This is a genomic window from Pseudochrobactrum albidum (assembly GCF_051851455.1).
Classification (GTDB): Bacteria; Pseudomonadota; Alphaproteobacteria; order Rhizobiales; family Rhizobiaceae; genus Pseudochrobactrum.
On record NZ_JBPVTR010000024.1, the window covers coordinates 193,377 to 214,601 of the forward strand.

Annotated in this window: 16 protein-coding genes; 6 read left to right on the plus strand and 10 right to left on the minus strand. The window is 50.0% G+C overall.

The window, feature by feature from the left end; genetic code table 11:
• Positions 1–5: 5 nt before the first annotated feature.
• The 3 genes from ACSTTO_RS11990 to ACSTTO_RS12000 form a co-directional block, all read right to left on the minus strand.
• Positions 6–929 carry a LysR substrate-binding domain-containing protein gene (locus ACSTTO_RS11990; RefSeq protein WP_439273441.1) on the minus strand — a complete coding sequence of 308 codons (924 nt, stop codon included), beginning with the start codon at positions 927–929 and terminating at the stop codon, positions 6–8.
• A 14-nt stretch (positions 930–943) separates the two neighbouring features.
• Positions 944–2,335: an MATE family efflux transporter gene (locus ACSTTO_RS11995; RefSeq protein ID WP_439273442.1), complete on the minus strand. Its 1,392-nt coding sequence runs from the start codon at positions 2,333–2,335 to the stop codon at positions 944–946.
• A gap of 295 nt (positions 2,336–2,630) precedes the next feature.
• Positions 2,631–3,920, minus strand: a complete 1,290-nt coding sequence (locus ACSTTO_RS12000) for an NCS2 family permease (RefSeq protein WP_439273443.1) — start codon at positions 3,918–3,920, stop codon at positions 2,631–2,633.
• 427 nt (positions 3,921–4,347) lie between these two features.
• On the opposite strand from ACSTTO_RS12000, the gene ACSTTO_RS12005 reads away from it, so the two are divergent.
• Positions 4,348–5,805, plus strand: a complete 1,458-nt coding sequence (locus tag ACSTTO_RS12005; protein ID WP_439273444.1) for a metal-dependent hydrolase family protein — start codon at positions 4,348–4,350, stop codon at positions 5,803–5,805.
• Positions 5,806–5,934: 129 nt separating this feature from the next.
• On the opposite strand, the gene ACSTTO_RS12010 is transcribed toward ACSTTO_RS12005, so the two are convergent.
• The 3 genes from ACSTTO_RS12010 to gad form a co-directional block, all read right to left on the minus strand.
• On the minus strand, positions 5,935–7,080 hold the full coding sequence (locus ACSTTO_RS12010; RefSeq protein ID WP_439273445.1) for a linear amide C-N hydrolase: 1,146 nt from the start codon (positions 7,078–7,080) through the stop codon (positions 5,935–5,937).
• A gap of 207 nt (positions 7,081–7,287) precedes the next feature.
• The gene (gene gadC / locus ACSTTO_RS12015) at positions 7,288–8,835 is read right to left on the minus strand and encodes a glutamate/gamma-aminobutyrate antiporter (RefSeq protein ID WP_439273446.1); all 1,548 of its coding nucleotides are present in this window, start codon (positions 8,833–8,835) and stop codon (positions 7,288–7,290) included.
• Between the two features lie 371 nt (positions 8,836–9,206).
• A complete protein-coding gene (gad, locus tag ACSTTO_RS12020; protein ID WP_439273447.1) occupies positions 9,207–10,607 on the minus strand; it encodes a glutamate decarboxylase in 1,401 nt (466 codons plus the stop codon).
• 460 nt (positions 10,608–11,067) lie between these two features.
• On the opposite strand from gad, the gene ACSTTO_RS12025 reads away from it, so the two are divergent.
• From ACSTTO_RS12025 to hutC, 5 genes are all read left to right on the plus strand, one after another.
• Positions 11,068–11,277, plus strand: coding sequence for a YtcA family lipoprotein (locus tag ACSTTO_RS12025; protein WP_439273448.1), 210 nt, complete (start codon positions 11,068–11,070; stop codon positions 11,275–11,277).
• A gap of 2 nt (positions 11,278–11,279) precedes the next feature.
• Positions 11,280–12,332: a multidrug transporter subunit MdtN gene (gene mdtN, locus ACSTTO_RS12030; RefSeq protein ID WP_439273449.1), complete on the plus strand. Its 1,053-nt coding sequence runs from the start codon at positions 11,280–11,282 to the stop codon at positions 12,330–12,332.
• Positions 12,316–14,244, plus strand: a complete 1,929-nt coding sequence (locus ACSTTO_RS12035; protein WP_439273450.1) for an FUSC family protein — start codon at positions 12,316–12,318, stop codon at positions 14,242–14,244. The genes mdtN and ACSTTO_RS12035 overlap by 17 nt, the downstream gene beginning before the upstream one ends.
• Positions 14,241–15,776: a TolC family protein gene (locus tag ACSTTO_RS12040; protein WP_439273451.1), complete on the plus strand. Its 1,536-nt coding sequence runs from the start codon at positions 14,241–14,243 to the stop codon at positions 15,774–15,776. Before ACSTTO_RS12035 ends, ACSTTO_RS12040 begins: the two co-directional genes overlap by 4 nt.
• A gap of 158 nt (positions 15,777–15,934) precedes the next feature.
• Complete coding sequence (gene hutC, locus ACSTTO_RS12045; protein WP_439273452.1) at positions 15,935–16,675, plus strand: histidine utilization transcriptional repressor HutC; 741 nt, start codon at positions 15,935–15,937, stop codon at positions 16,673–16,675.
• 44 nt (positions 16,676–16,719) lie between these two features.
• On the opposite strand, the gene ACSTTO_RS12050 is transcribed toward hutC, so the two are convergent.
• The 4 genes from ACSTTO_RS12050 to ACSTTO_RS12065 form a co-directional block, all read right to left on the minus strand.
• A complete protein-coding gene (locus tag ACSTTO_RS12050; protein WP_439273453.1) occupies positions 16,720–17,517 on the minus strand; it encodes a glycosyltransferase family 25 protein in 798 nt (265 codons plus the stop codon).
• A gap of 24 nt (positions 17,518–17,541) precedes the next feature.
• Positions 17,542–18,297: a hypothetical protein gene (locus tag ACSTTO_RS12055; RefSeq protein ID WP_439273454.1), complete on the minus strand. Its 756-nt coding sequence runs from the start codon at positions 18,295–18,297 to the stop codon at positions 17,542–17,544.
• 211 nt (positions 18,298–18,508) lie between these two features.
• Positions 18,509–19,471, minus strand: a complete 963-nt coding sequence (locus ACSTTO_RS12060; RefSeq protein WP_439273455.1) for a glutaminase — start codon at positions 19,469–19,471, stop codon at positions 18,509–18,511.
• Positions 19,472–19,687: 216 nt separating this feature from the next.
• Positions 19,688–20,998: an MFS transporter gene (locus ACSTTO_RS12065; RefSeq protein ID WP_439273456.1), complete on the minus strand. Its 1,311-nt coding sequence runs from the start codon at positions 20,996–20,998 to the stop codon at positions 19,688–19,690.
• Between the last annotated feature and the right edge of the window lie 227 nt (positions 20,999–21,225).

Below are 21,225 nucleotides of genomic sequence, written 5' to 3' on the forward strand. Positions count from 1 at the left end.
TTTTTTTAACCGCTGTGATCCGTATTTTCGCGTGCCAGCCTGGCATATTCCTCTGCCAGAAAATCCAAAAGTGAGCGCACAGAAGGCAGCAGCCCCCGCCGTGAAGGAAAAGCAGCATGAGTAATGCCGCTGCGTGGCGCCCAGCCCGGAAGCACATCCACCAGCCTGCCCGCACGCAGATCATCACGCACCACCATGGCAGGCAACTGGCAGATGCCAAGCCCCTGCAAGGCCGCCAGCCGCAATGTCACCATATCTTCAGTCAGCAGGCGCGGCTGATGGCGGATCACCATATTTGCGCCATCCCTGTTCTCCAGATACCACTCATGAGCTGTCTTCTGTATATCCCATGCCAGACTTGGCAATTGTGCCAGCTCATCGGGTTGAGGGGGGTGTTTGCAGCCGGCAATCAGTGCCGGATGCGCCACCAGACGCTGCGGGCTTTCAGCAAATTTGCGGATAATCAGATCACTGTCATCCAGCGGGGGAAACCGCACCCGCAAAGCCAGATCATAGCCCTCGCGCACCACATCCACACGGCGGCTGGTGCTATCAAGCAAAATTTCCACCTTGGGATTTTGCTTCATAAAGCGGGTTAACATATCCCCGATCTGAAAATGCACCATGGTGGGCGGGCAGCTGATACGGATCACGCCCTGCGGCTCCGAGCGCATTCTGTCAATCACTTCCTGCGCGGCATCGGCCTCCACCAGCATGGCCACGCAATGGCGATAATATTCCCGCCCGATATCGGTCACCGCAAAATGCCGTGTTGTGCGCTGAATAAGGCGCACACCGAGACTCTCTTCCAGAATACCAATGCGGCGGCTGAGGCGGGAGCGCGGCATATTGAGTTTGCGGGCAGCGGCAGCAAAACCGCCCTGCTCCACAACCACAACAAAAAACCTCAGATCATTCAGATCCCGCATCCGGCCTCCCCCATTCAAACATAGATCACATTGCTCAAACGATCGCGGTATATCCAGCGCTGCGTCATCAGCACCGCAACAATTGCAAGGCCGCTGGCCAGCCCGATCCACACGCCGATCCCTTCAAAATTGAAGGTAAAGGCCAAAAGCGCACCAAGCGGCAGCCCCACACCCCAATAGCCAAACAAGGCCAGATACATAGGAATACGCGTATCTCCAAGACCGCGCAGCATCCCCGCCCCGGCAGCCTGCGCCCCGTCAACAATCTGAAACAAGGCCGCGAAAACAAGGAAGGCAACACAAAGCCGGATAACCTCTGCATTGGCCGGATCATGAATATTGATAAACGCACTGATAAATACTTCAGGAATCAGGATCATCAAAAGCCCCATAAAGGCCATGAAACCCACTCCCAATGTATAGGCGCTCCATCCGGCATAGGCCACAGATTCACGATTGCCCGCGCCATAAGCACGCCCCACCCGCACTGTTGCCACCTGTCCAAAGCCCAGCGGCACCATAAAACTCAACGATGCTATCTGCATGGCCACCGCATGAGCCGCCAGCGATGTGGGGCCGATTTTCCCCATCATCAGTACTGCCGCATAAAAAATTGTGGTTTCAAAGGCAAAAGTCAGCGCCATAGGCAGGCCGATGCGCCATAATTCCAGAAAACGCGGCCAGTCCGGACGCCAGAAACGGCCAAAAAGACGGTAACGGCGAAATTTTTTATGCGTGGAAACAACAACAACCAGCCCCAGAAACATCATCCAGCTTGATGTTGTGGTTGCAATGCCGGCGCCGCGCAACCCCAGCGCCGGCATGCCAAACTTGCCAAAAATAAGACTATAGGCCGTGATCGCATTGAACAGGATGGCCAAAAGCGCAATCAGCAATGTCCATAAAGGGCGCTCCATCGCCGCCAGAAATGACCGCAGACCAATATAACCAAGATAAGGCAGCATTGCCCATTGCAGCGTATGCATCAATTGCACGGAATGTGCTGCAATATCAGGGCGCTGCCCCATAAGAAGAAAGACACTTTCCGCGTGCCACAGCAAGATCCAGAACGGAATACAGATAATAATGGCTGTCCAGAAGCCCTGACGCACAGTGCGGCGCACATCGCGCACAGAATGACGGTTACGCCCCAGTGCCATGGCCATCATCGGCAATGTGGCCGAGATGAGCCCCATGCAGAAAATCATCATTGAATGATAAAAACTGGTGGAAAGCACCGCAGCCGCCAGCGTATCAGCGCCAAGGCGACCGATCAAAATCACATCAGTTGCTGTCAGCGCAGCCTGAGACAGATTGGTAAAAATCAGCGGCCAGCCCAGTTTGAGAGAAGCAATAATTTCTCTGCCCCAGCGATTGCCCGCCGGTATCTGCGCGATTGCAGTCATGGTTGCCGCCTCCCGACAGCCTGTATCCGGCAAAGCCGGCATGTCAGGCAAAGCCGCCCCGATCGAAAACGGAAATGCCTGTTATTTGGTTCAAGTCTCAGAAAATATTTTTGCCGCGCCCGGCACAGCCTGACACAGCCATCAGCGCCTCAAGCCCTATCATGCCATTTCATGAAGATCGAGCGTAATCTTTTTCCGCACGCCTTACAGCCTGCTGCCAAAAGATAAAAAAATCAGGCTGCCGACAAATGATCCGGCAGCCTGATAATCTTTTCAAGATGAGCAAATCTGCCCGTTAATGCACATAGGCAAAGCGGATTATAAAGAGTGCCGCAACAATCCATGTTGCCGGATGAATAGCCCGCCATTTGCCGGAAAAGGCTTTAAGCACCACATAACTGATAAAGCCAAAAGCCAGACCATTGGCAATCGAATAAGTAAACGGAATACCCAGTGCAGTGAGTGCTGCCGGTGCGGCTTCTGTTACCTCATCCCATTCAATCTCAGACAATTCGCGCATCATCAGACAAGCGACATAAATCAGCGCCGGTGCGGTTGCATAAGCCGGTACAGAGCCCGCCAGCGGTGAAATGAACAAGGCCGCAAGAAACAACAGCGCCACAACAAATGCAGTGAGCCCCGTGCGGCCGCCGGCCTGCACACCCGATGCGCTTTCCACATAGGCGGTGGTGGAGCTGGTTCCTATCAGTGAGCCGCCGATAATGGCCGTACTATCTGCAAATAATGCACGATTGAGCCGGTTTGGCTTGCCTTCAGGAATAAGACCGGCGCGCTTGCTCACACCAATCAGCGTGCCCGTGGCATCAAACACCTCTACCAGCACAAATACCAGGATAACCTGCAAAAAGCCCACATGCAGCGCGCCCATAATATCAAGCTGCAGGAAGGTTGGCATCAAACTTGGCGGCACGGAGAAAACACCCTGAAACTCACTATAGCCCAGCAAAATAGACAGGATTGTTATTGCCAGAATACCGATAAGAATTGAGCCGCGCACTTTGAGCGCATCCAGCACAGCCATAATGAAAAAGCCCAAAATCGCCAGCAAAGGCGCAGGCTTGGTCAGATCGCCAAGGGTGATAAAGGTGGCCTCACTACCGACAATCACCCCAGAGCTTTTCAACCCTACCAAGGCCAGAAACAGGCCGATACCCGCGGCAATTGCACTGCGCAATGATTTGGGAATGCCATCAACCAGCCAGCTGCGGATACCCGATATAGTAAGGATAAAGAAAATCAAACCGGAGATAAAAACCGCACCCAGCGCCTGCTGCCAGGAAAAGCCCATAATACCAACAACAGTGAAGGCGAAAAACGCATTCAGCCCCATGCCCGGCGCCATACCGATCGGCCAGTTGGCAACAAATGCCATCACCACCGAACCAAGTGCCGCGGCAAGGCAGGTTGCAACAAAAACCGCGTTGCGGTCCATGCCGGTTGTGGAAAGGATATCCGGATTAACAAAGATAATATAAGACATTGTGAGGAAGGTGGTCAGACCGGCCAGCACTTCTGTGCGTATATTGGTCTTATGCTCCTTCAGACTGAATAATTTTTCCAGCATGGTTGCTCCCTGTCAGACTATGCAGATAAAACGCCCTGACACTTGCTGATGATGCTCTCCGCAAATCCCCCGTAATTACTGTGGCAGATTGCGGCAAATGATGCTGTGGTGGAGTGTTTTATAAAGACGATACAACAGCGCCACATTTTTGCCATTATCATGAATAGGCGCTCAGGTAAATCTGCATGCAAAAATCATGCATAAGATCAGCGATATTTATTCACCGGATTTTGATGATAACCGGCATCAGAAAAAAGCATATTTAGTCTGCCTGTGACATTTCTGTAATTTATTACAATGAATAATATTATTAATATCTAAAATATAAAATTTGACAGACTGCCGCCTTATCCTGTCAGATATTCAAGAAGATACAGACAGATAATAATGACACGATATTGAAACTATCAATTTAAAGGACGATCCGATGAAAGCTGATCTGGGCTCCCGCTACGCGCAATTTGCTCACGGCTTCGGCTGTTTGTGCCATAGCAGCCTTATAACGGGCCTGAATGAGCGCATTGGCGCAGGCCTTTCGCGGCGTTCTGTCTTGCGCGGCCTGACCGCAACAATGACAGCCGCTGCAACAGCCGGCGCCTTTCCGGCCTTTGCCCAAGATTCGCAACGCCTTCTTCTGATCGATAATATTCGTATTTTTGATGGAAAATCCGCCAAACTTCAGGAAAATTGCAGCCTGCTCATCAAGGGAAAAACCATTGGCGGCATTCTCAGGGCCGGTGAAACTGTCGCAGATGCGCAAATTATTGATGGCGGCAACCATGTGCTGATGCCGGGACTGATTGATGCCCATTGGCACAGCATCATTGCTGCCATTCCGCAAATGGTCGCCATGACAGCAGACAGCGCCTATATTCATCTGATCGCCGCAGAAGAAGCACGCCGCACCCTGCTGCGCGGTTTCACCACAATACGCGACGCAGGCGGCCCGGCCTTTGCCCTCAAACGCGCCATTGATGAAGGGCATATTGAAGGACCGCGTATTTATCCTTCCGGTGCAATGGTTTCACAAACCTCCGGCCATGGCGATTTTCGTCTGCGCACAGATTTGCCGCGCCACAGCGCCAATGATCTCAGCCTTGCAGAGGCTTCCGGCATTTCAGCCATTGCCGATGGCGAGGCTGAGGTGCTGCGCCGCGTACGTGAACAGCTTATGCTGGGCGCAAGCCAGATAAAAATCATGGTCGGCGGCGGTGTTGCCTCTGCCTATGACCCGCTGGATTCCGTTCAGTTTACAGAAAAGGAAATTCGTGCAGCTGTGGATGCAGCATCCGATTGGGGAACTTATGTCTGCGCCCATGTCTATACTTCGCCCGGCATTCAGCGGGCGTTGGCCTGTGGTGTCAGATCAATTGAGCATGGCCAGCTGGCCGATGAAGAAACCGTCAGGCGCATGGCTGATGCCGGTGCATGGTGGAGTATTCAACCATTTCTGGCCGATGAAGATGCCAATGTCTACGCATCGCAAATCCAGCGCGATCAGCAAAAAATGATTGCTGAGGGCACCATCCGTGCCTTTGACCTTGGCCAAAAATACAATGTGAATATGGCTTGGGGAACGGATATTTTATTTAACCCTAAAGGCACAGCAACACAGGGCAGGCAACTTGCCAAAATTGCCCGTTGGTTTGACAATGCAGATGTGCTGAAAATGGCAACCGGCACCAATGCGCAATTGCTTGCGCTTTCCGGTAGGCGCAATCCTTATTCAGCCCCTCTTGGTGTGATTGAGACCGGCGCACTGGCCGATATATTGCTGATTAACGGCAATCCGCTGGAAGATATTTCGCTTATTTCTGATCCTGATCAGAATATGAAACTCATTATAAAAAACGGGAAAATTTACAAGAACACGCTGGCCGGCTGAATGAAAATCATATCCAATATTATATGATTTTCGCGCTTTTCCTGTCAGCAGATTTTCACAACAGATAGGATTTAAAATACAGAGCCGGTACGGATGAATATACCGGCTCTGTATTTGCTGTTTATGTAATTATTTCAACAAAATATCTGTCACATCCAATTGCTCTGCCTGCGCAATTTTTTCAAGCGGTGCTGCTTTAAGCTGCGGCTGCGCAAACAGGCGGTTCAGATCAAACCGGATGTAATTGATATTATCATAAGTGCGAATATAAAACTGATTTCTTGTGAGGTCTGCAAGTGTCGTCCATGATGTATATTCGGTCTTATAATCAAGATCGTCATCACTCATGTCCTCCACTTCCAGCCCGCCGGAATTTTTGGGGTCAATCGTAATACCACGCGGCCTGTCAAAATTATTCATCACATGCGCAAGAGCGCGGATTGTTTTTTCCGGCGCTGTTTTCTCGGCAAAATGGGCATAATAAACAGCACGGACAAAACGGCCCACAGACGTGTTGGAAGATGGCAGACCGGCTGTGGCAATGCCGGAATCCGGCTGCATCACACAAAGATCACCGAATTTTCCGGATGACTGATCCATGTTATTCAGGAAAGTATAATTATTAAGATTGGTAAGATGCCAGGTGAATTCCGGCCCGTTGGTCATCACCCCCACCGGATTATCATAAACATTCTGCTTATGATCGGAAAACTCAATAACTATCGATTTTCCGCAACGATCATGCACCACAAAATGGAATGGTGTCTTCGCACCACGGAGCGGTGCAAGGGCTGTCAATATAACCGTGTTTTCAGAAAGGGCAGCCTTCACTTCGGCAGTATCGGCAAATTGACCAAGCACCCATGCCCCCAGATCAACCGCAGCCAGCAGCGCCTTGGTTTTGACCGCATTGGCCGCAGGGCCGGAAGCGCCGGCATAAGCCAAAACGCTGAATGTCAGCCCCTGTTCATTCACCCCCTCTACAATCTTGAGATCTGCAAGGCTGCCATTGGGAACAGTGATGGCAAAAATATTATATTTCGCCTGAAAGCTGAGCGGCTCATGACCTTCCACCAGAGATGAGAACTGATGCCCGGCCGGAATGCTTGCCACCACATAAGGCAGCTCCATCGATAATTCCATTGTGCGCCCCGCATAGGCGCCGCCGCTATTATCGCGGAATAATAATGCCGTACAGGCCAGCCATAAATCGCTCGGCACCTGCCAGGACGGTATATCTGTAATCAACGGCATAAGTGATGAAATAAGAGACATACACGCTTCCCTTCAGGGTTATCCAGACTGGTGAACATAGTTTTTATGATAAAAGAATTATCTTTTTAAAATCTATATTCAACAAACAATGCTTATTTACAATAAATTCCAACAGATTGTTTTGATTTTCAGGCCAGACAATTTCGCACCGGCTGCCTTACAAGAGCCGGTGCGTCACGATTTGGAATGTTTTGGAACACCTGGGCTTTACTTGCCGGCCGGTATTTTCTTATCATTCACCACAAGATGATGCGATGAGCGGGCGCGCGGATTGAGAAAGAAATGACCTGCAGGTGCGTTTTGTGTATTGATCGGCACCATTGTGACATTGGTCTTTCGATCGCGTTTGTCGTGGATTGCATAGATGATGAATGGCAGGGCAAAAACGATTGCAAAACTGACCATCAGCAGGATCACATAGGTTTCATCCGCTGCAGCACCCGGCAACGAGCTTGGCGGAAAGAAAGACACAACAAAAGCCAGAGCAGAAATGACAAAACCAACCGCGGCCACCAGAATTTTGAAACCATTGCCGCCCGGAATATTAAACGAACGCTTCTTCTCCTGTTGTTTGCGTATCAGATGAATATAGCCCAAAAATAACAGGAAATAGCTGCACAAATAAATTACCACAGTCAGCGCCAATGCAATCAGGAATGACATATTATTGCCGCCGCCGGTATTGGTGAGGACGATCAGTGCCACAGAGGTCAGCAATAATTGAAAAATTACCAGAGTGACGGGCACGCCATTCCGGTTTACCCTGGCAAATGAGGCCGGCAGAATACCCTTTTGCGCGGTTACATACATACCGCGGGACGGCCCTACAATCCATGAAGCAATTTCTGCCAGAACACCAAGCACCAACAGAACGGCCACAATGCGCAGGAGCCATTCAAAGCCTGCGCCATAATGTGTAATCAGCACCTTGAATGTCTGTACAACACCTGCGGAAAGGTTAATCTCCGCATGGGGAATGACCGAGGCAACAGACAGGCCGCCAATGGAACTGAGACAGATTGCAACGATCATCAGCAATAACATGGCCAGCGGATAATCACGGCCCGGATTTTTCATTTCATTGACATGTGTAGCAGAGGCCTCAACGCCCATATAGCTAAGAATAAAGGCGACAAAAACCACCAGCGTGCCAATTCTGGTGAAATCAGGAAAGAAGGTTGCAGCCGACATTTCAATGGCCAAAGGCGCACCGCTGGCAAGATAACCGATTGCCAGGAGCACAAGAAAAGCGGCAGGCAGAAGAATACCGCCGAAAAAGCCGATCTTGGCAATTTGCGCCGTATATTTGGTGCCACCAAACTGGGTAAAAGCCAGCCCCCAGAGGATGACCAGCGCCGCGATGGTTTTTGTCAGCGGATCTTCATTAAGCGCAGGCCAGTCAAGAATATAGGATAATGCGCCGAGTACAGAATAAAGCATCGGGATAAAGCCGATAGCAATCTGCAAATAGCCAAAAGAAATCGCCGCAAAGCCCCATTTTTCGCCCAGCGTATTCGAAACCCAGGTAAAAACACCGCCCTCCTCCCAGCCTTCAACCGTCGCCATTTCCGCTGCGCATAAGCCCACCGGAATAAACCAGAGCAAACCGCCGAGAAGTAAAAAGAAAACCAGACTGAAACCAGAAGTTGCAAATGTCGGATATTCATAGACTGCCATGACCATAGAGGCAGTAATTGCGAAAAAGCCTAAGAGAGACAATTGTTTGGCCGGTTTGGCCTTTGGGGGATTAACCAATGCAATTCTCCTATAAACAGGAACCGGAGACAGCTTCGCTTTTTTTAAAATAGTTTCTATAAAATGCCGGAACCGCGCTAAGCATTTGTTTTATTGTATTATCTTCACACAAATCGTTTCGTCATTTTAACGCGTCAATGCTCTGAAAAAGATATCAGCGGGCCGCACCGGTTGCGGATAATATTAACCAGACAAAAATATATTTAAAAAAAATCGGTCTCAGAATAACAGGAGCGCTTATTACGCAGATGCCGGAAAAAACCGGATATATTTTTCAGACCTCACCAGATGTGACGCTGCAAGTTGTAACGTCACATCATGGAAACGATCAGAAATGCTCAGGATATACCGGCAGCAGGCCGTGATGCAGCCTATCCGTGATTAAAACCGCTGGCCTCTGCGGCAGAAAGCGGTTTGGTAACCGGATGTTTCTCGAAATAATCCAGCGCCCGCTTCATATCATCAATCAACAGGCCGGCCAGATCGCGGCTGACGCCGTGGCGCACCAGAATACGCTGCACCACCAGATCTTCACGATGGGCCGGCATAGAATAAGCGGGCACTTGCCAGCCACGGCTGCGCAAACGATCCGCAAAATCATATAATGTATAGCCGCCAATATTTGCCTGTTTGCGCAATTTCCATGCCAATGCCGGAATTCCCTTCAGGCTATCGCCGTTGAAGATAATTTCAAACGGCCCAAGCCGTGCAATTTCTGCCGCGAGATATTGCGCTGTCTCATAGCAGGCATTGTGAATTTTTGCATAACCATCACGGCCAAGACGCAGAAAATTATAATATTGCGCAATAATCTGCCCGCCCGGGCGCGAAAAGTTCAGCGCGAAAGTCGGCATATTGCCGCCAAGATAATTCACATTAAACACCAGCTCCTCCGGAAGATCGGAGGCTTCACGCCAGACAACCCAGCCCGCGCCTAACGGAGCCAGACCGAATTTATGACCGGATGTATTGATGGATTTTACACGCGGCAGACGAAAATCCCATTCAATATCCGGCGCGCAGAACGGCGCAAGAAAACCACCGCTTGCCCCATCCACATGGATGGGAATATCAAGCCCGGTTTTCTGCTGCAGCTTGTCAAGCGCCTCATGAACCGCCTTGACCGGTTCATACTGACATGTGAATGTAACACCCATAGTGGGAACAACGCCGATCGTGTTTTCATCAACGCGCTTGAGCACTTCTTCAGGGCTCATAATCAGGCGGTCACCCTCCAGCGGTATTTCACGCAATTCAACATCAAAATAACGGGCAAATTTATGCCAGCAAATCTGAACGGGGCCGCAAATCATATTTGGCTTATCGGCGGATTTTCCCTGTGCCTCACGTTTTTTGCGCCAGCGCCATTTCATCGCAAGCCCGCCAAGCATCGCAGCTTCCGATGAACCTATGGTAGAGCAACCCATTGTACTAGCAGCGTCCGGCGCGTTCCACAAATCGGCAATCATATGCACGCAGCGCGCTTCAATCTCTGCAGTCTGAGGATATTCATCCTTGTCGATCATATTTTTGTCGATCGACAGATTCATCAGGTCACGAATTTCCTCATCAACCCATGTCTGGCAAAATGTTGCAAGATTTTGGCGGGAATTGCCGTCAAGCATCAACTCATCACGCACCGCCGCAAATACATTGCGCGGGTCGCGCTCATGTGCAGGAAATTTAAACCTGGGTAACGATGAGGACAGTTCAAGCGATGCGTAAACATCATCCAGACCACTGAATTGCGACTGCGCAGTTTTGCTCTTCATGCCGAATTCCCTTTGAAATAAACAAGCCTATAAAAAGCCAAAAGTTTTATAATAAAAGAATATTAATAAATTAATATCCTTGAATTCTTAAGATTTTTATTGAAAAAAAATATATGTATTGATATCAATAGTCGTAAAATTAAGTATTAATTACTAATACAAAGTTAATTAAACCAAAGGAAATACACATTAATATCCATATTTTTTGCTCTATTTTTCTCATGGTCATTTCTTTGCAAGAAAAATACATGCTTCATAATCCATGAGGATATTGGTATAAGCCAAGAGACGATTCCCGGAGCATTTCAGTTTTTTTGCTGAAGCAATCAAGTGCTCTGATAAAACTGGATCTGAAAGACCTTTCAGCCAGTATCCTTATTGTGTATTTCTCCAGTATTGGCATTGCGTGGCCGGAAAAGGCATGTTTTGAATAGAATGGTTTATAACGGGGGCGTTTAAAGTGCTGTCAGGCCCTTCATTTTCATTATTCGGGGCATATTTCCCTTCCTGGATGTCATGTTTGTTTATTGCGCTGATCATTGTGCTATTGTTGCGCGCAGTTTTCATCCGCACGGGAATAGATGATATTCTTAATTTTCGTCTGACTGCTTATACGGCAATGGTAATCGCCATAGCCTGCGGGCTGGCGCTTGTAGTATATGGCCGGTAATTATGGAAACGAACGCCTATAGCAAAAAAGGTTACAATATCTACGGAACGGCGCTGACTGCTATTGCCGTTATAGCCGCATTGATTGCCGGCTGGCTCTATCTGCGGCAGGCACATAATAATCCGCTCTCAGAAGATGCCGTCATCGGCGCAAGCCTTGTCAATATTGCCGCAACTGTCCCGGGGCGCATTCTCACGCTCAACGTGAGAGAGAACCAATATGTTAAAAAAGGTGAGCTGCTTTTTACGATTGACCCGAAACCACTTGAGCTGATTGTTGAGCAAACCACGGCTGATCTGGAAATTGCGCAGGCAACTCTGGAAGCCCAGCGCCGCACATTGCAGGCAGAAACACAAAACGCACTGATTGCCGACCAGCAGGTAACGCGTGCACGCACCAATCTTAATCTTGCGGAAGCCTCCCTCAAGCGCCTTGAGGCGCTAAGCCCCAAAGGCTATGTCACCAAACAACAGGTTGATGATGCCCGCACATTGCGCAATGATGCGCGGATCAGCCTGACACAGGCAGTCAAACAGGCAGAAGCGGCCAATGCACTTGTCGGCACGCTTGACAGTTCTCAGGCGCTTGTGCGCGCCAGACAGGCAGCTCTTGCATTGGCGCAACACAATCTCGACAACAGCAAGGTCTATGCCCCCCATGACGGCTATATTGTTGGTGTCATTAACAGCGCCGGGCAGATTATTGCCCCCGGGCAATCGGTTTTCACACTTATTGATGCCTCAAGCTGGTATGCTTCGGCAACATTTCCTGAAACAGAACTGGATAGTATCAGGATTGGCGACTGCGCAACTATTCGCATTCTGGCTGACAATTCGGTAAAAATCAAAGGCCGTATTGAAGGGATCGGCTGGGGTGTCAGCTCGGAAGAGCTGATCAATATTCCCCGCAATCTGCCTTATGTGCCAAAATCTCTCAACTGGGTGCGCATTGCCCAGCGTTTTCCGGTGCGGGTCAAACTGATTGACCCTCCTGCAGAGCTGACTCGTGTCGGCGCCTCAGCCGTGGTGACTGTGCATAATGGCAACAAGTGCTGATACCACTCTGCGCTCTGCCCTGCGCGAAACATTAGCGGATCTGGCTCCGTTTCCGGGGCGTGCGGCAACTGCATGGCGTGTTGCTGCCGTTTGCGCCCTGGTAACAGGCTTTGCCATGATGTTTCACATTCCTGAAGCGGCAATCAGCTGTTATCTGGTTATTTTTCTCATGAAGGCTGACGGGGCAGAAAATACCCTTGTTGCCACAATTGCCATCATCGCCATTAGCCTGATGGTTGCATTAATGATCCCCGTTATACAATCAAGCGTTGAATCTGCGCTTGTTCGCATTGTGGTTATGATCATTGTCTCCTTCATCTTTATTTTTATCGGCGCGGCCAGCAAACTTGGTGAAGGCGGCAGTATTATTGCGCTAATTATTGTTTTTATTCTGACGCTTGTGAATGACGTGCCGCTTAACGGTGTCATTTCGCTTGCCCTGCGCTATGCGTGGGAAATGGCCATATTGCCAATGTTCATGATTGCAGGATTCAGCCTGTTTTTCGGGCGCTGGAGCCTGAGCCTGCAGCGTGAAGAACTGCGCGAAAGACTGATGATTGCGCGCAATGCCCTGCAAATCCCCCGTCCATCACAGAACCAGGCGCTGCAGGACAGGCTGGAGGCCGGTAATGATGACAGTCACAAACGCTTTATGCTCATCAAAATTCTGCATCAGACATCAAAGGAAAAAACTGCAAAAATCAAAGCCGATATTGCCGCCTCCTATCAGCTGATATTTGCCGCTTCTGCCCTGCCGCAAACAGCACCGGAAAATTCCTGTCAACATTATCAAGAGCAGATTGATGCCATGGTGCAGGCTCTGGATAACGGCACCCCGCTGCCGCAACCTGCCGCCTGTGCTGTACCGCACCAAAACAATACTGTATTCAATAGTATTTTGCAGGCCCTGCGCAATATTGCAGGTGCAGAGCAAACCGCCTATGCAAAAGGCGAGAATGACAGTTTTTTTGCAGCCGATGCCTTTACCAATCCGGCTTATCAGCGTTTTGCCTTAAAGACCACGCTGGCCGCAATTTTGTGCTATATGTTTTATGCCGCAATCAACTGGCAGGGCATTCATACGGCTATGGTCACCTGCTATGTTGCCTCACTCGGCACGGCAGGCGATACAATTCATAAATTGCTGCTGCGCATCAGCGGCTGCCTTATCGGTGCGGCTATTGGTGCCGTTTCCATTCTTTATCTGCTGCCGCATATGGAAACAGTCAGCGCACTGATGGTACTGGTATTTTTTACAGTCTTGCTTGCTGCATGGGTTGCAGCGGGATCCAATAAAATTTCCTATGCCGGTGTGCAGATCGGCCTTGCTTTTACACTCACCGTATTGCAGGGGTTTGGCCCGACCACAGATATGGACACCGCGCGTGACCGTATTATCGGCATTCTCGTTGGCAATTTTGCGGTTTATCTGATTTCCACTTTGGTATGGCCGACCCCCGTCAGCGAGACAATCCGCAGCAACCTCTCCAAAGCACTCAGCAAGATTGCGGCACTGGCTGCCACCCCGCCTGAACAGCGGATGGAAAAAATCGCAACAATATCAGAAATTGAACAGGCACTTGGCGAAGTGCGCTATTGTTTTTATCTGCTCCCCTTTGAACCTGCCTCATTACGGCCAACAACAGATCAGCAACAGGCATATCGTAAATATACGGATGTTCTTGCCACACTGAACAGGGAGATTTGCTTCTCGGCTGAAAACATGTCTGACTTTTCTGAGCGCTTGCATATACTGTCTCAGAGAATCCTCAACAAACAACCCATTGCGGGCACAAACCCGCATTCTGACAATAACCAGCCAGCCAGCAGCCAACCGGATAACCTGACACCACAGATAATTGCAGAACAAATCACCGAGCTTGAAACAATGATAGCGGATAGCAAACTATGACCACCAGCCAGAAAAAACACGCGCCCGCCTGGATGGTGCTTGCTGCATTTGCTCTCGGTACAGGTTTAAGCGGCTGCGCAACCGATGCGCTGGAGCTTGCACCGCCTGCACCGGATAAGCCCTTTGTGCCAAGCAAGGACAAAGTCGGCAAAGCGGAACAGAACACCGGCGCGGCCGATTTCAGCGTGCCGGCAAATCCGGCGCTCGCACTCATTGCCAGTCCGGTAACAGTGGATACGAGCCACAGCTATAACCTTGCCCAACTGATTGATCTGGCACAGCTCAGCAATCCGGCAACGCGCACTGCATGGGAAAAGACAAAACAGGCCGCCCTTGCTGTCGGCATGACAGAAGCAGCCTCTCTGCCGGTAATTACCGCCAATGTCATTGGAGGCGTGCAAAAAACAACCACACCGGTGGATATTCCGCTTATTGGTGAGCGCAATGTGGATACAACGCTGAAAGGCGTTGCACCATCCGTTGCATTGCAATGGCTTGTGTTTGATTTTGGCCAGCGTGCTGCCCTCACGGAAGCTGCACGCCATCTCTCTTTTGCAGCCAATGTCACCTATAATGCCATGCATCAAAAGGTGATTTTTGATGTTACCCGCACCTATTATGAATATGGCGCAGCCGTTTCCGGCCAGCGCATTGCCGCCCGCACCCTTGCCAATAGCAAGGCAGTTCTTGCAGCAGTGCAGGCAAAGCTCAATGAAGGGCGGGCAACAACGGTGGAACTGGCACTGGCGCGCCAGCAGGTTGCCCAGTCTGAATTGCGCTTGGTGCGCGCTCAGGGGCAGCAACAAAATGCCTATCAGCTGCTTTTGGCTGCAATGGGGGTTAATGCCACGCTGGATATCAGGATTGATACGGCGCTGAACCGAAAGCTGCCTGCCGGTTTTAACGGGATAACCCAATCCGCCCTTGAAAGCGCGCTGGCACGCCGCCCTGATGTTCTGGCCAGCTATGCCGCCATGCAGGCAAGCCAGTCCGGCATCAAGGCTGCGCAGGCAAGTTTTATGCCCAAAGTTTTTGTTGCTGCGGCGCTGTCTTCCAATTCCGGCAGTTTTAATGCCGGCAACCTGCCGGATATCGGCAATCAGTCATCGCGGCGCAGCGTGCTTATCGGGGCAACCATGCCGCTCTATGACGGCGGCTTGCGGGCAGCACAATTAAAAAATGCCCAATCCGCCGCCGATGCCGCCGCAGAAACTTTCCGCCGTGTGCAGCTTGATGCCGTAACCCAGATTGTGGTGGCCTCCAACACGCTCAAAACCGCCCTTGCCGCCAATAAAGCGGCAACAATACTGGTGCAAACCTCATCTGTAGCCTTTGATGCTGCGCTTGAATCCTATAAAAACGGCCTTGGCACCATCACCGTGGTGAATGAAGCCAATAATGCACTGCTTGATGCCAGACTGGCACAGACAGATGCGCAAGCCGCAGCCCTGATTGCCGCTGCCAATATGGCCTTTTTTGCCGGCTCGCTTACATCGGCCCAAAGCCTGCCGGGCGCCGGTAATTACAAGTGAGTATTTACAATTAACAAAGACTGCGCTGCTATGCATACATGAAAGCGAATTCCGGAGCATTTTTATTTTTAATAAAAGCACTAAAATGCTCTCACTTTGTCTTATGCTTTATATGCCCAGCCCGCAAATGCTCAATTTTTTAAAAGGCGCTTTCTGCCATGGATAATGAAACAGCGGAAAAACAAAATCCGGCACTTTATGCCGAGATCCAGCGGGATATTGAGCATAAAATAACCACCGGCGAATGGGCGCCCGGCACACGCATTCCGACAGAGCGGGAACTGGTTGAGACCTATCAATGCTCAAGAATGACAGTAAATAAGGCGCTCTCAAGCCTTGCAGCCTCCGGCATTATTACGCGCAAGCGCCGCTCCGGTTCTTTTGTAGCCCAGCCGCGTATTGAAGAGCCTTTGCTGCGTATTCAGGATATTCGTGCCGAGGTTTTGTCCATTGACCGTGCTTATTCTTTTGAAATCACTGCCCGCAGTGTGCGCAAAATAACTGATCTTCTTGATGCCCGCCATGTCGGTGTGCCATTGGGCACGCGTATTCTGACGCTTGATGTGATGCATTATGCGGATAATCTGCCCTTTACCATAGAGAACCGCCAGATCAATCTGGATGCCATGCCGCAACTGGAGAATTTTGATTTTAAAGATGACCCGCCGGGAAGCTGGCTGTTAAGCAATATTCCCTTTACCGATGGCGAACACTCATTGCGCGCAATATCAGCCGATGCAATATTAGCCCGGAAATTGCAGGTGGTTGAGCGCACAGCCTGTATTTCCATCACCCGCCGCACATGGCAGGATAATATGCTTATTACTTTTGTAAATCTGATTTATCCGGGAGACAGGCACCGTTTTGTGGTGCGTTTCAAGCCATCCCCATCGCCTTGATAAAACAGCATATCAAAATGCGCCTCTTCCCTTGCGGGAAGCAATCAGAACCGGAACGGAACTTTGAGCCAGCGTTTGGAGCTGGTAAGGCGCCTCCAGATATTTTTCGGCCCTATAATATGCGCATTGCGCTTATAGGGGCGCATCATTTCCCGCCAGATCAAAACAGGCAAAGACGGGCGCTTTTTATAGTGTTTGCGCAGCTCTCTGCGGTCTGCCTCAATAAGACTATCTGCATTAATCTGCTTGCACAGCGCCGGAACAAGCTGATAGCTGGTTAATTGTGAAAACAACCCGCAGGCCGGATCATAGATTAAATTGTCAACCGGCACAGATATAAGATCCATATGCTGCAAAATCAGACGGGCAGCCTTGCGGGAGACAATATAACCACCGCAACACAAATGCTTGTTGCACAGGCGCGCTATCATCCGCTGTGTCTGATCAATTGATTTTAAATCATCCAGCAAGACAATTGTTTCATTCGTATCAATTTTAACAATATCCGCATCATCCGGTATCCAGCTGCTACCGGCAAGGAAGTGGCCAATATCCTGTGACAGGGTGACATCATCTTCAAAAATTGCTGCGAATGGCTCCGCCCCCTCCGCAACAAGCTGCAGGCATTTTTTATGGCTCAGAAAACAGCCTATTTCACTTGCAGGCAGAGGAATTTCCCAGCGGCTTGCAGGATCTGTCAGCTGTTCCAGCGTCTGCCGGCTCAAATTTTTGCCATCCACAGCCGCAACCCGCGAAAAGACTATATTATAACGCTCAAATTGTGCCTGCATTGTTGCAAGCCGCCGGGGTGAGCGATCAAGATTAATGAGATAGCATTTCATAGAAACCTGCCGGGCATTCATATTTCAGGATGAAATTATCTCATATAAAGGCGTATCCTTAATAACAGGGCGATTTTTAAGCGCCGAGTTATAAAGATGCACGCCAAGCGTGCGCGATGTGGTCAGATCCGCAACACTGAGGCCGCGTTCATAAAGCAGATCCAGCTGATCCCAATGCAGCGGATAAAAAACATCAATCGCGCTTACCTTATCCAGCAGGTTACATTGCCTTGCGCAATGGGTAATCAGGCTCGGGCCGATTGTTCCCCATTTATGTCTGGAAATATGCATGGGGATGCCCAGCGCCTTGCGAAGACGCGCATAGGCAGCCTTGTGCTTTTTGAACCAGGGCGGAATAAAATACAAATCCTCCGAAGCACTCAGCACCTGTTGCAGGAATGCACTGCCCTGCGGCGCATTGAGCACGGCATTATTAATTGTATCATCACTATGCCAGCCAAAAGCATAGTCACTTTCTATAAACGGGCGCACGCAATAAATATCGCAATCCACATAGAGCCCCATCCCCTCCCGCAAAATACGGTAACGATAGCGGTCTGAAGCCAAAGTAAGACTATTGGTCTTTTTATGCAGAACAATCTCATCCTCTTTCATCAGCTTGCTCGCATCAAAAAGACGAACACCTTCCGGTGTATCATGCGGGCGGCCGTAGGCGTGCAATACAACATCATGGCCATGCCGCACAAAAGAGCGCAGACAGGCTGCATGCACGGTTCCCAACTCATTGCCGATCCAGACCGTATTCACAACCATAGCCATAAAAATATGAGATCCTCATATGCGTCTTTTGTGTTTTTCAACCGACCGATACAGAGCCTGCCCAGCAAAAGCAATATTTCACTTAATTTTAAACCGGGCATTTTCGATCAGACGAATAAGGGCATATTGCCTGTTTTGTAACGGGCGGTCATAATCACAGCATTACAGATGCGTTTCGGCTTTTCTCACAATAATATGGAAATATCGCATTTTATCCGAAAACCGACCAGTTCATTTGCCGGCACAACATCTCCAGAGCGCGGGTGCCCAGCATTGAATTGCCATGCTGATTAAGCCCCGGCGACCACACGGCAACAGAGGCAATACCGGGCACAACCGCCAATATGCCGCCGCCCACCCCGCTTTTGGCCGGAACGCCGACCCGGAAGGCAAAATCACCCGACCCATCATAATGGCCGCAGGTCATCATCAGCGCATTAATGCGCCGCGCACGCTCCACACTGATAATGCGGTGACCACTAAGCGGATTGCAGCCGGATGCTGATAAAAACAAACCCGCACGCGCCAGCTGCTCACAAGACATAGCCAGCGCACATTGATGGTGATAGACCCCCAAAACATGCGGCGGGGCATTATCCAGATTTTTATGCGCCTTTAAAAGATTGGCAAGCGCAGCATTGTTAAAGCCGGTATGATCTTCTGCTCGTGCCACAAATTCATCAATAAAAATATCGTCATCTTCCGATACGGATTGCACAAAGCGCACAATTTCACCAATCGTTTCCCGTGGCTGATGGGAACTGAGCAAAATATCGGCAATAACAATTGCTCCGGCATTGATAAACGGGTTGCGCGGTATACCTTTTTCCAGCTCCAGTAAAATGCTTGAATTGAACGGATCACCCGATGGCTCACGCCCCACGCGATGCCAGATCGCATCCCCTCTTTTGCCAAGCGCAAGAGTAAGAGCAAAGACTTTAGAAATGCTTTGTACGGAGAATTTTTCAGCTGCATCGCCGGCAGAAATCAAAGTGCCGTCATGCAGCATAACGGCCATGCCAAATTTTGCCGGATCAACCTGTGCAAGAGGCGGAATATAATCGGCGACCTTGCCACGCAAACGCTCTTTTTGAAGTTCAGTGCCTATCTCATCAAGCACTTCGCGCAAACGCTGCTTCACCTTATTCCCTTTAATCGTCTCAGAACATTTCATTTTCAGCCAAAATGATACAATGCTCCGGCCCTTGCGGCATTATCTGAAAATAGCGGCGACAGATTTATAGCCCGTCGCCGCCTTATTATAAAACAGCATGGCTAAACCAGAGCAGCCATTCTGTCCATTCTCAAATCTGCATCAACGCATATTTAACCGGAAAACAGCACGATGCCCTGAAAATACACATTTTGCTTTTCAGGGAATGTTGTTCTATCAGCGTTTCACATCATAATCGCGGGTTTCCGGCATCATAAACATGGCAACAAGCGAAATCACGCTGGTTGCCACCACATAATAAGCCGGCGCCACAGAGCCGAAAATGCCGATCAGCCATGTAATGATAAACTGCGTTGTTCCGCCAAAGAGCGTTGCACCGATTGCATAAATAAGCGACACGCCTGTGGCACGCAATGCGATCGGCATCATTTCAGGTATGGCAATCAGTGTTGCCGCGCCGCTCATTGAGGTAAGCAGCGTGACAGAAGCTGTCACAATCAGCAAGACCGTTGCATCCTTGGAAGCAGAAAGCCAGAAAAACAACGGGATGATGGCCAGCATCAGTACAATACGCGGCCAGATCATCACACCCTTGCGCCCATATTTATCTGCAAGATAACCGGCAACAAGCGCAAAAAGAAAAGTCATGGTGCCGCCAAGCACTGTACCTGCCTGTGCAAGGGTTGCCGGCAGTTTCAATGTCTGAATGGCATAGGTGGTCATATAATTACCAACCTGTGTGGAAACCGTGGTGGAGAGCATAACCAGAATGCCAAGCACCAAATAGCGGGTGTGATTAGAGAAAACGGAAGATACAATCTGCGCACCCGTTTTATCACTTGGGTTTTCCAGTGTTTCAGGCAATGCACGGCGAATATAAACCGCCAGCGGAATAAGCGCCAGAGAAACGATAAAAGGAATACGCCATCCCCAGGATACCAAATCCTCATGAGGGAGATACCAGGAAACCAATACCCCCATCAAACCACCGGCCACAACGGCAAGCCCCTGGCTGGCAATCTGCCAGCTGGCATAAAGGCCGCGCTTGTCGCTTGGTGCAGCTTCAATCAGCATGGATGATGCAGGCCCCACCTCACCACCAAGTGCAAGCCCCTGTAACAAACGGCAAACCAGCACAATAATCGGTGCGGCAATCCCGATTGTTTCATAGCTTGGTGTTGCGGCAAGCCCCAATGTGCCAATTGTGATCAGTGATACAGTCAAGATCATGGCAGCGCGGCGGCCTGCCTTATCGGCAAAAGCGCCGATCAGCACCCCGCCAAGCGGACGGGTAAAAAACCCCACGCCAAACACCGCCACTGAGGCCAGCAGGCTTGCGGTTTCGCTGCCAAGCGGAAAGAAAGTTTGCCCGATATAAACGGCAAAAAACGAATAAACGATAAAATCGTAAAATTCGAGTGCATTACCGGCAACAGCTGCCGCAATAGCCTTGACCGGCGGCTTGCCGGCCTGCCCCGACATATCCCCCGTGGCCGGATGCGGCGCATGCATAACAGAAGCGCTCATAATTATCCTCCAGTAAGTTTAGAGCATTTGAGTTTCAATAAAAGCGTCAAATGCTCTAATTCATTGTTTTTTTTTACATTATTGGCGCATAAATTCGTTTGGGAATTTCGGCTCAAAATGCTCCCTGCATGGCGCAACTGAATATTTCATCCAGCATTTGCAAACATGCGATACTCAAAAATTTCAAAGCCCGCAAAGCTGCAACTCCATGCGGCATGCTTTGAAAA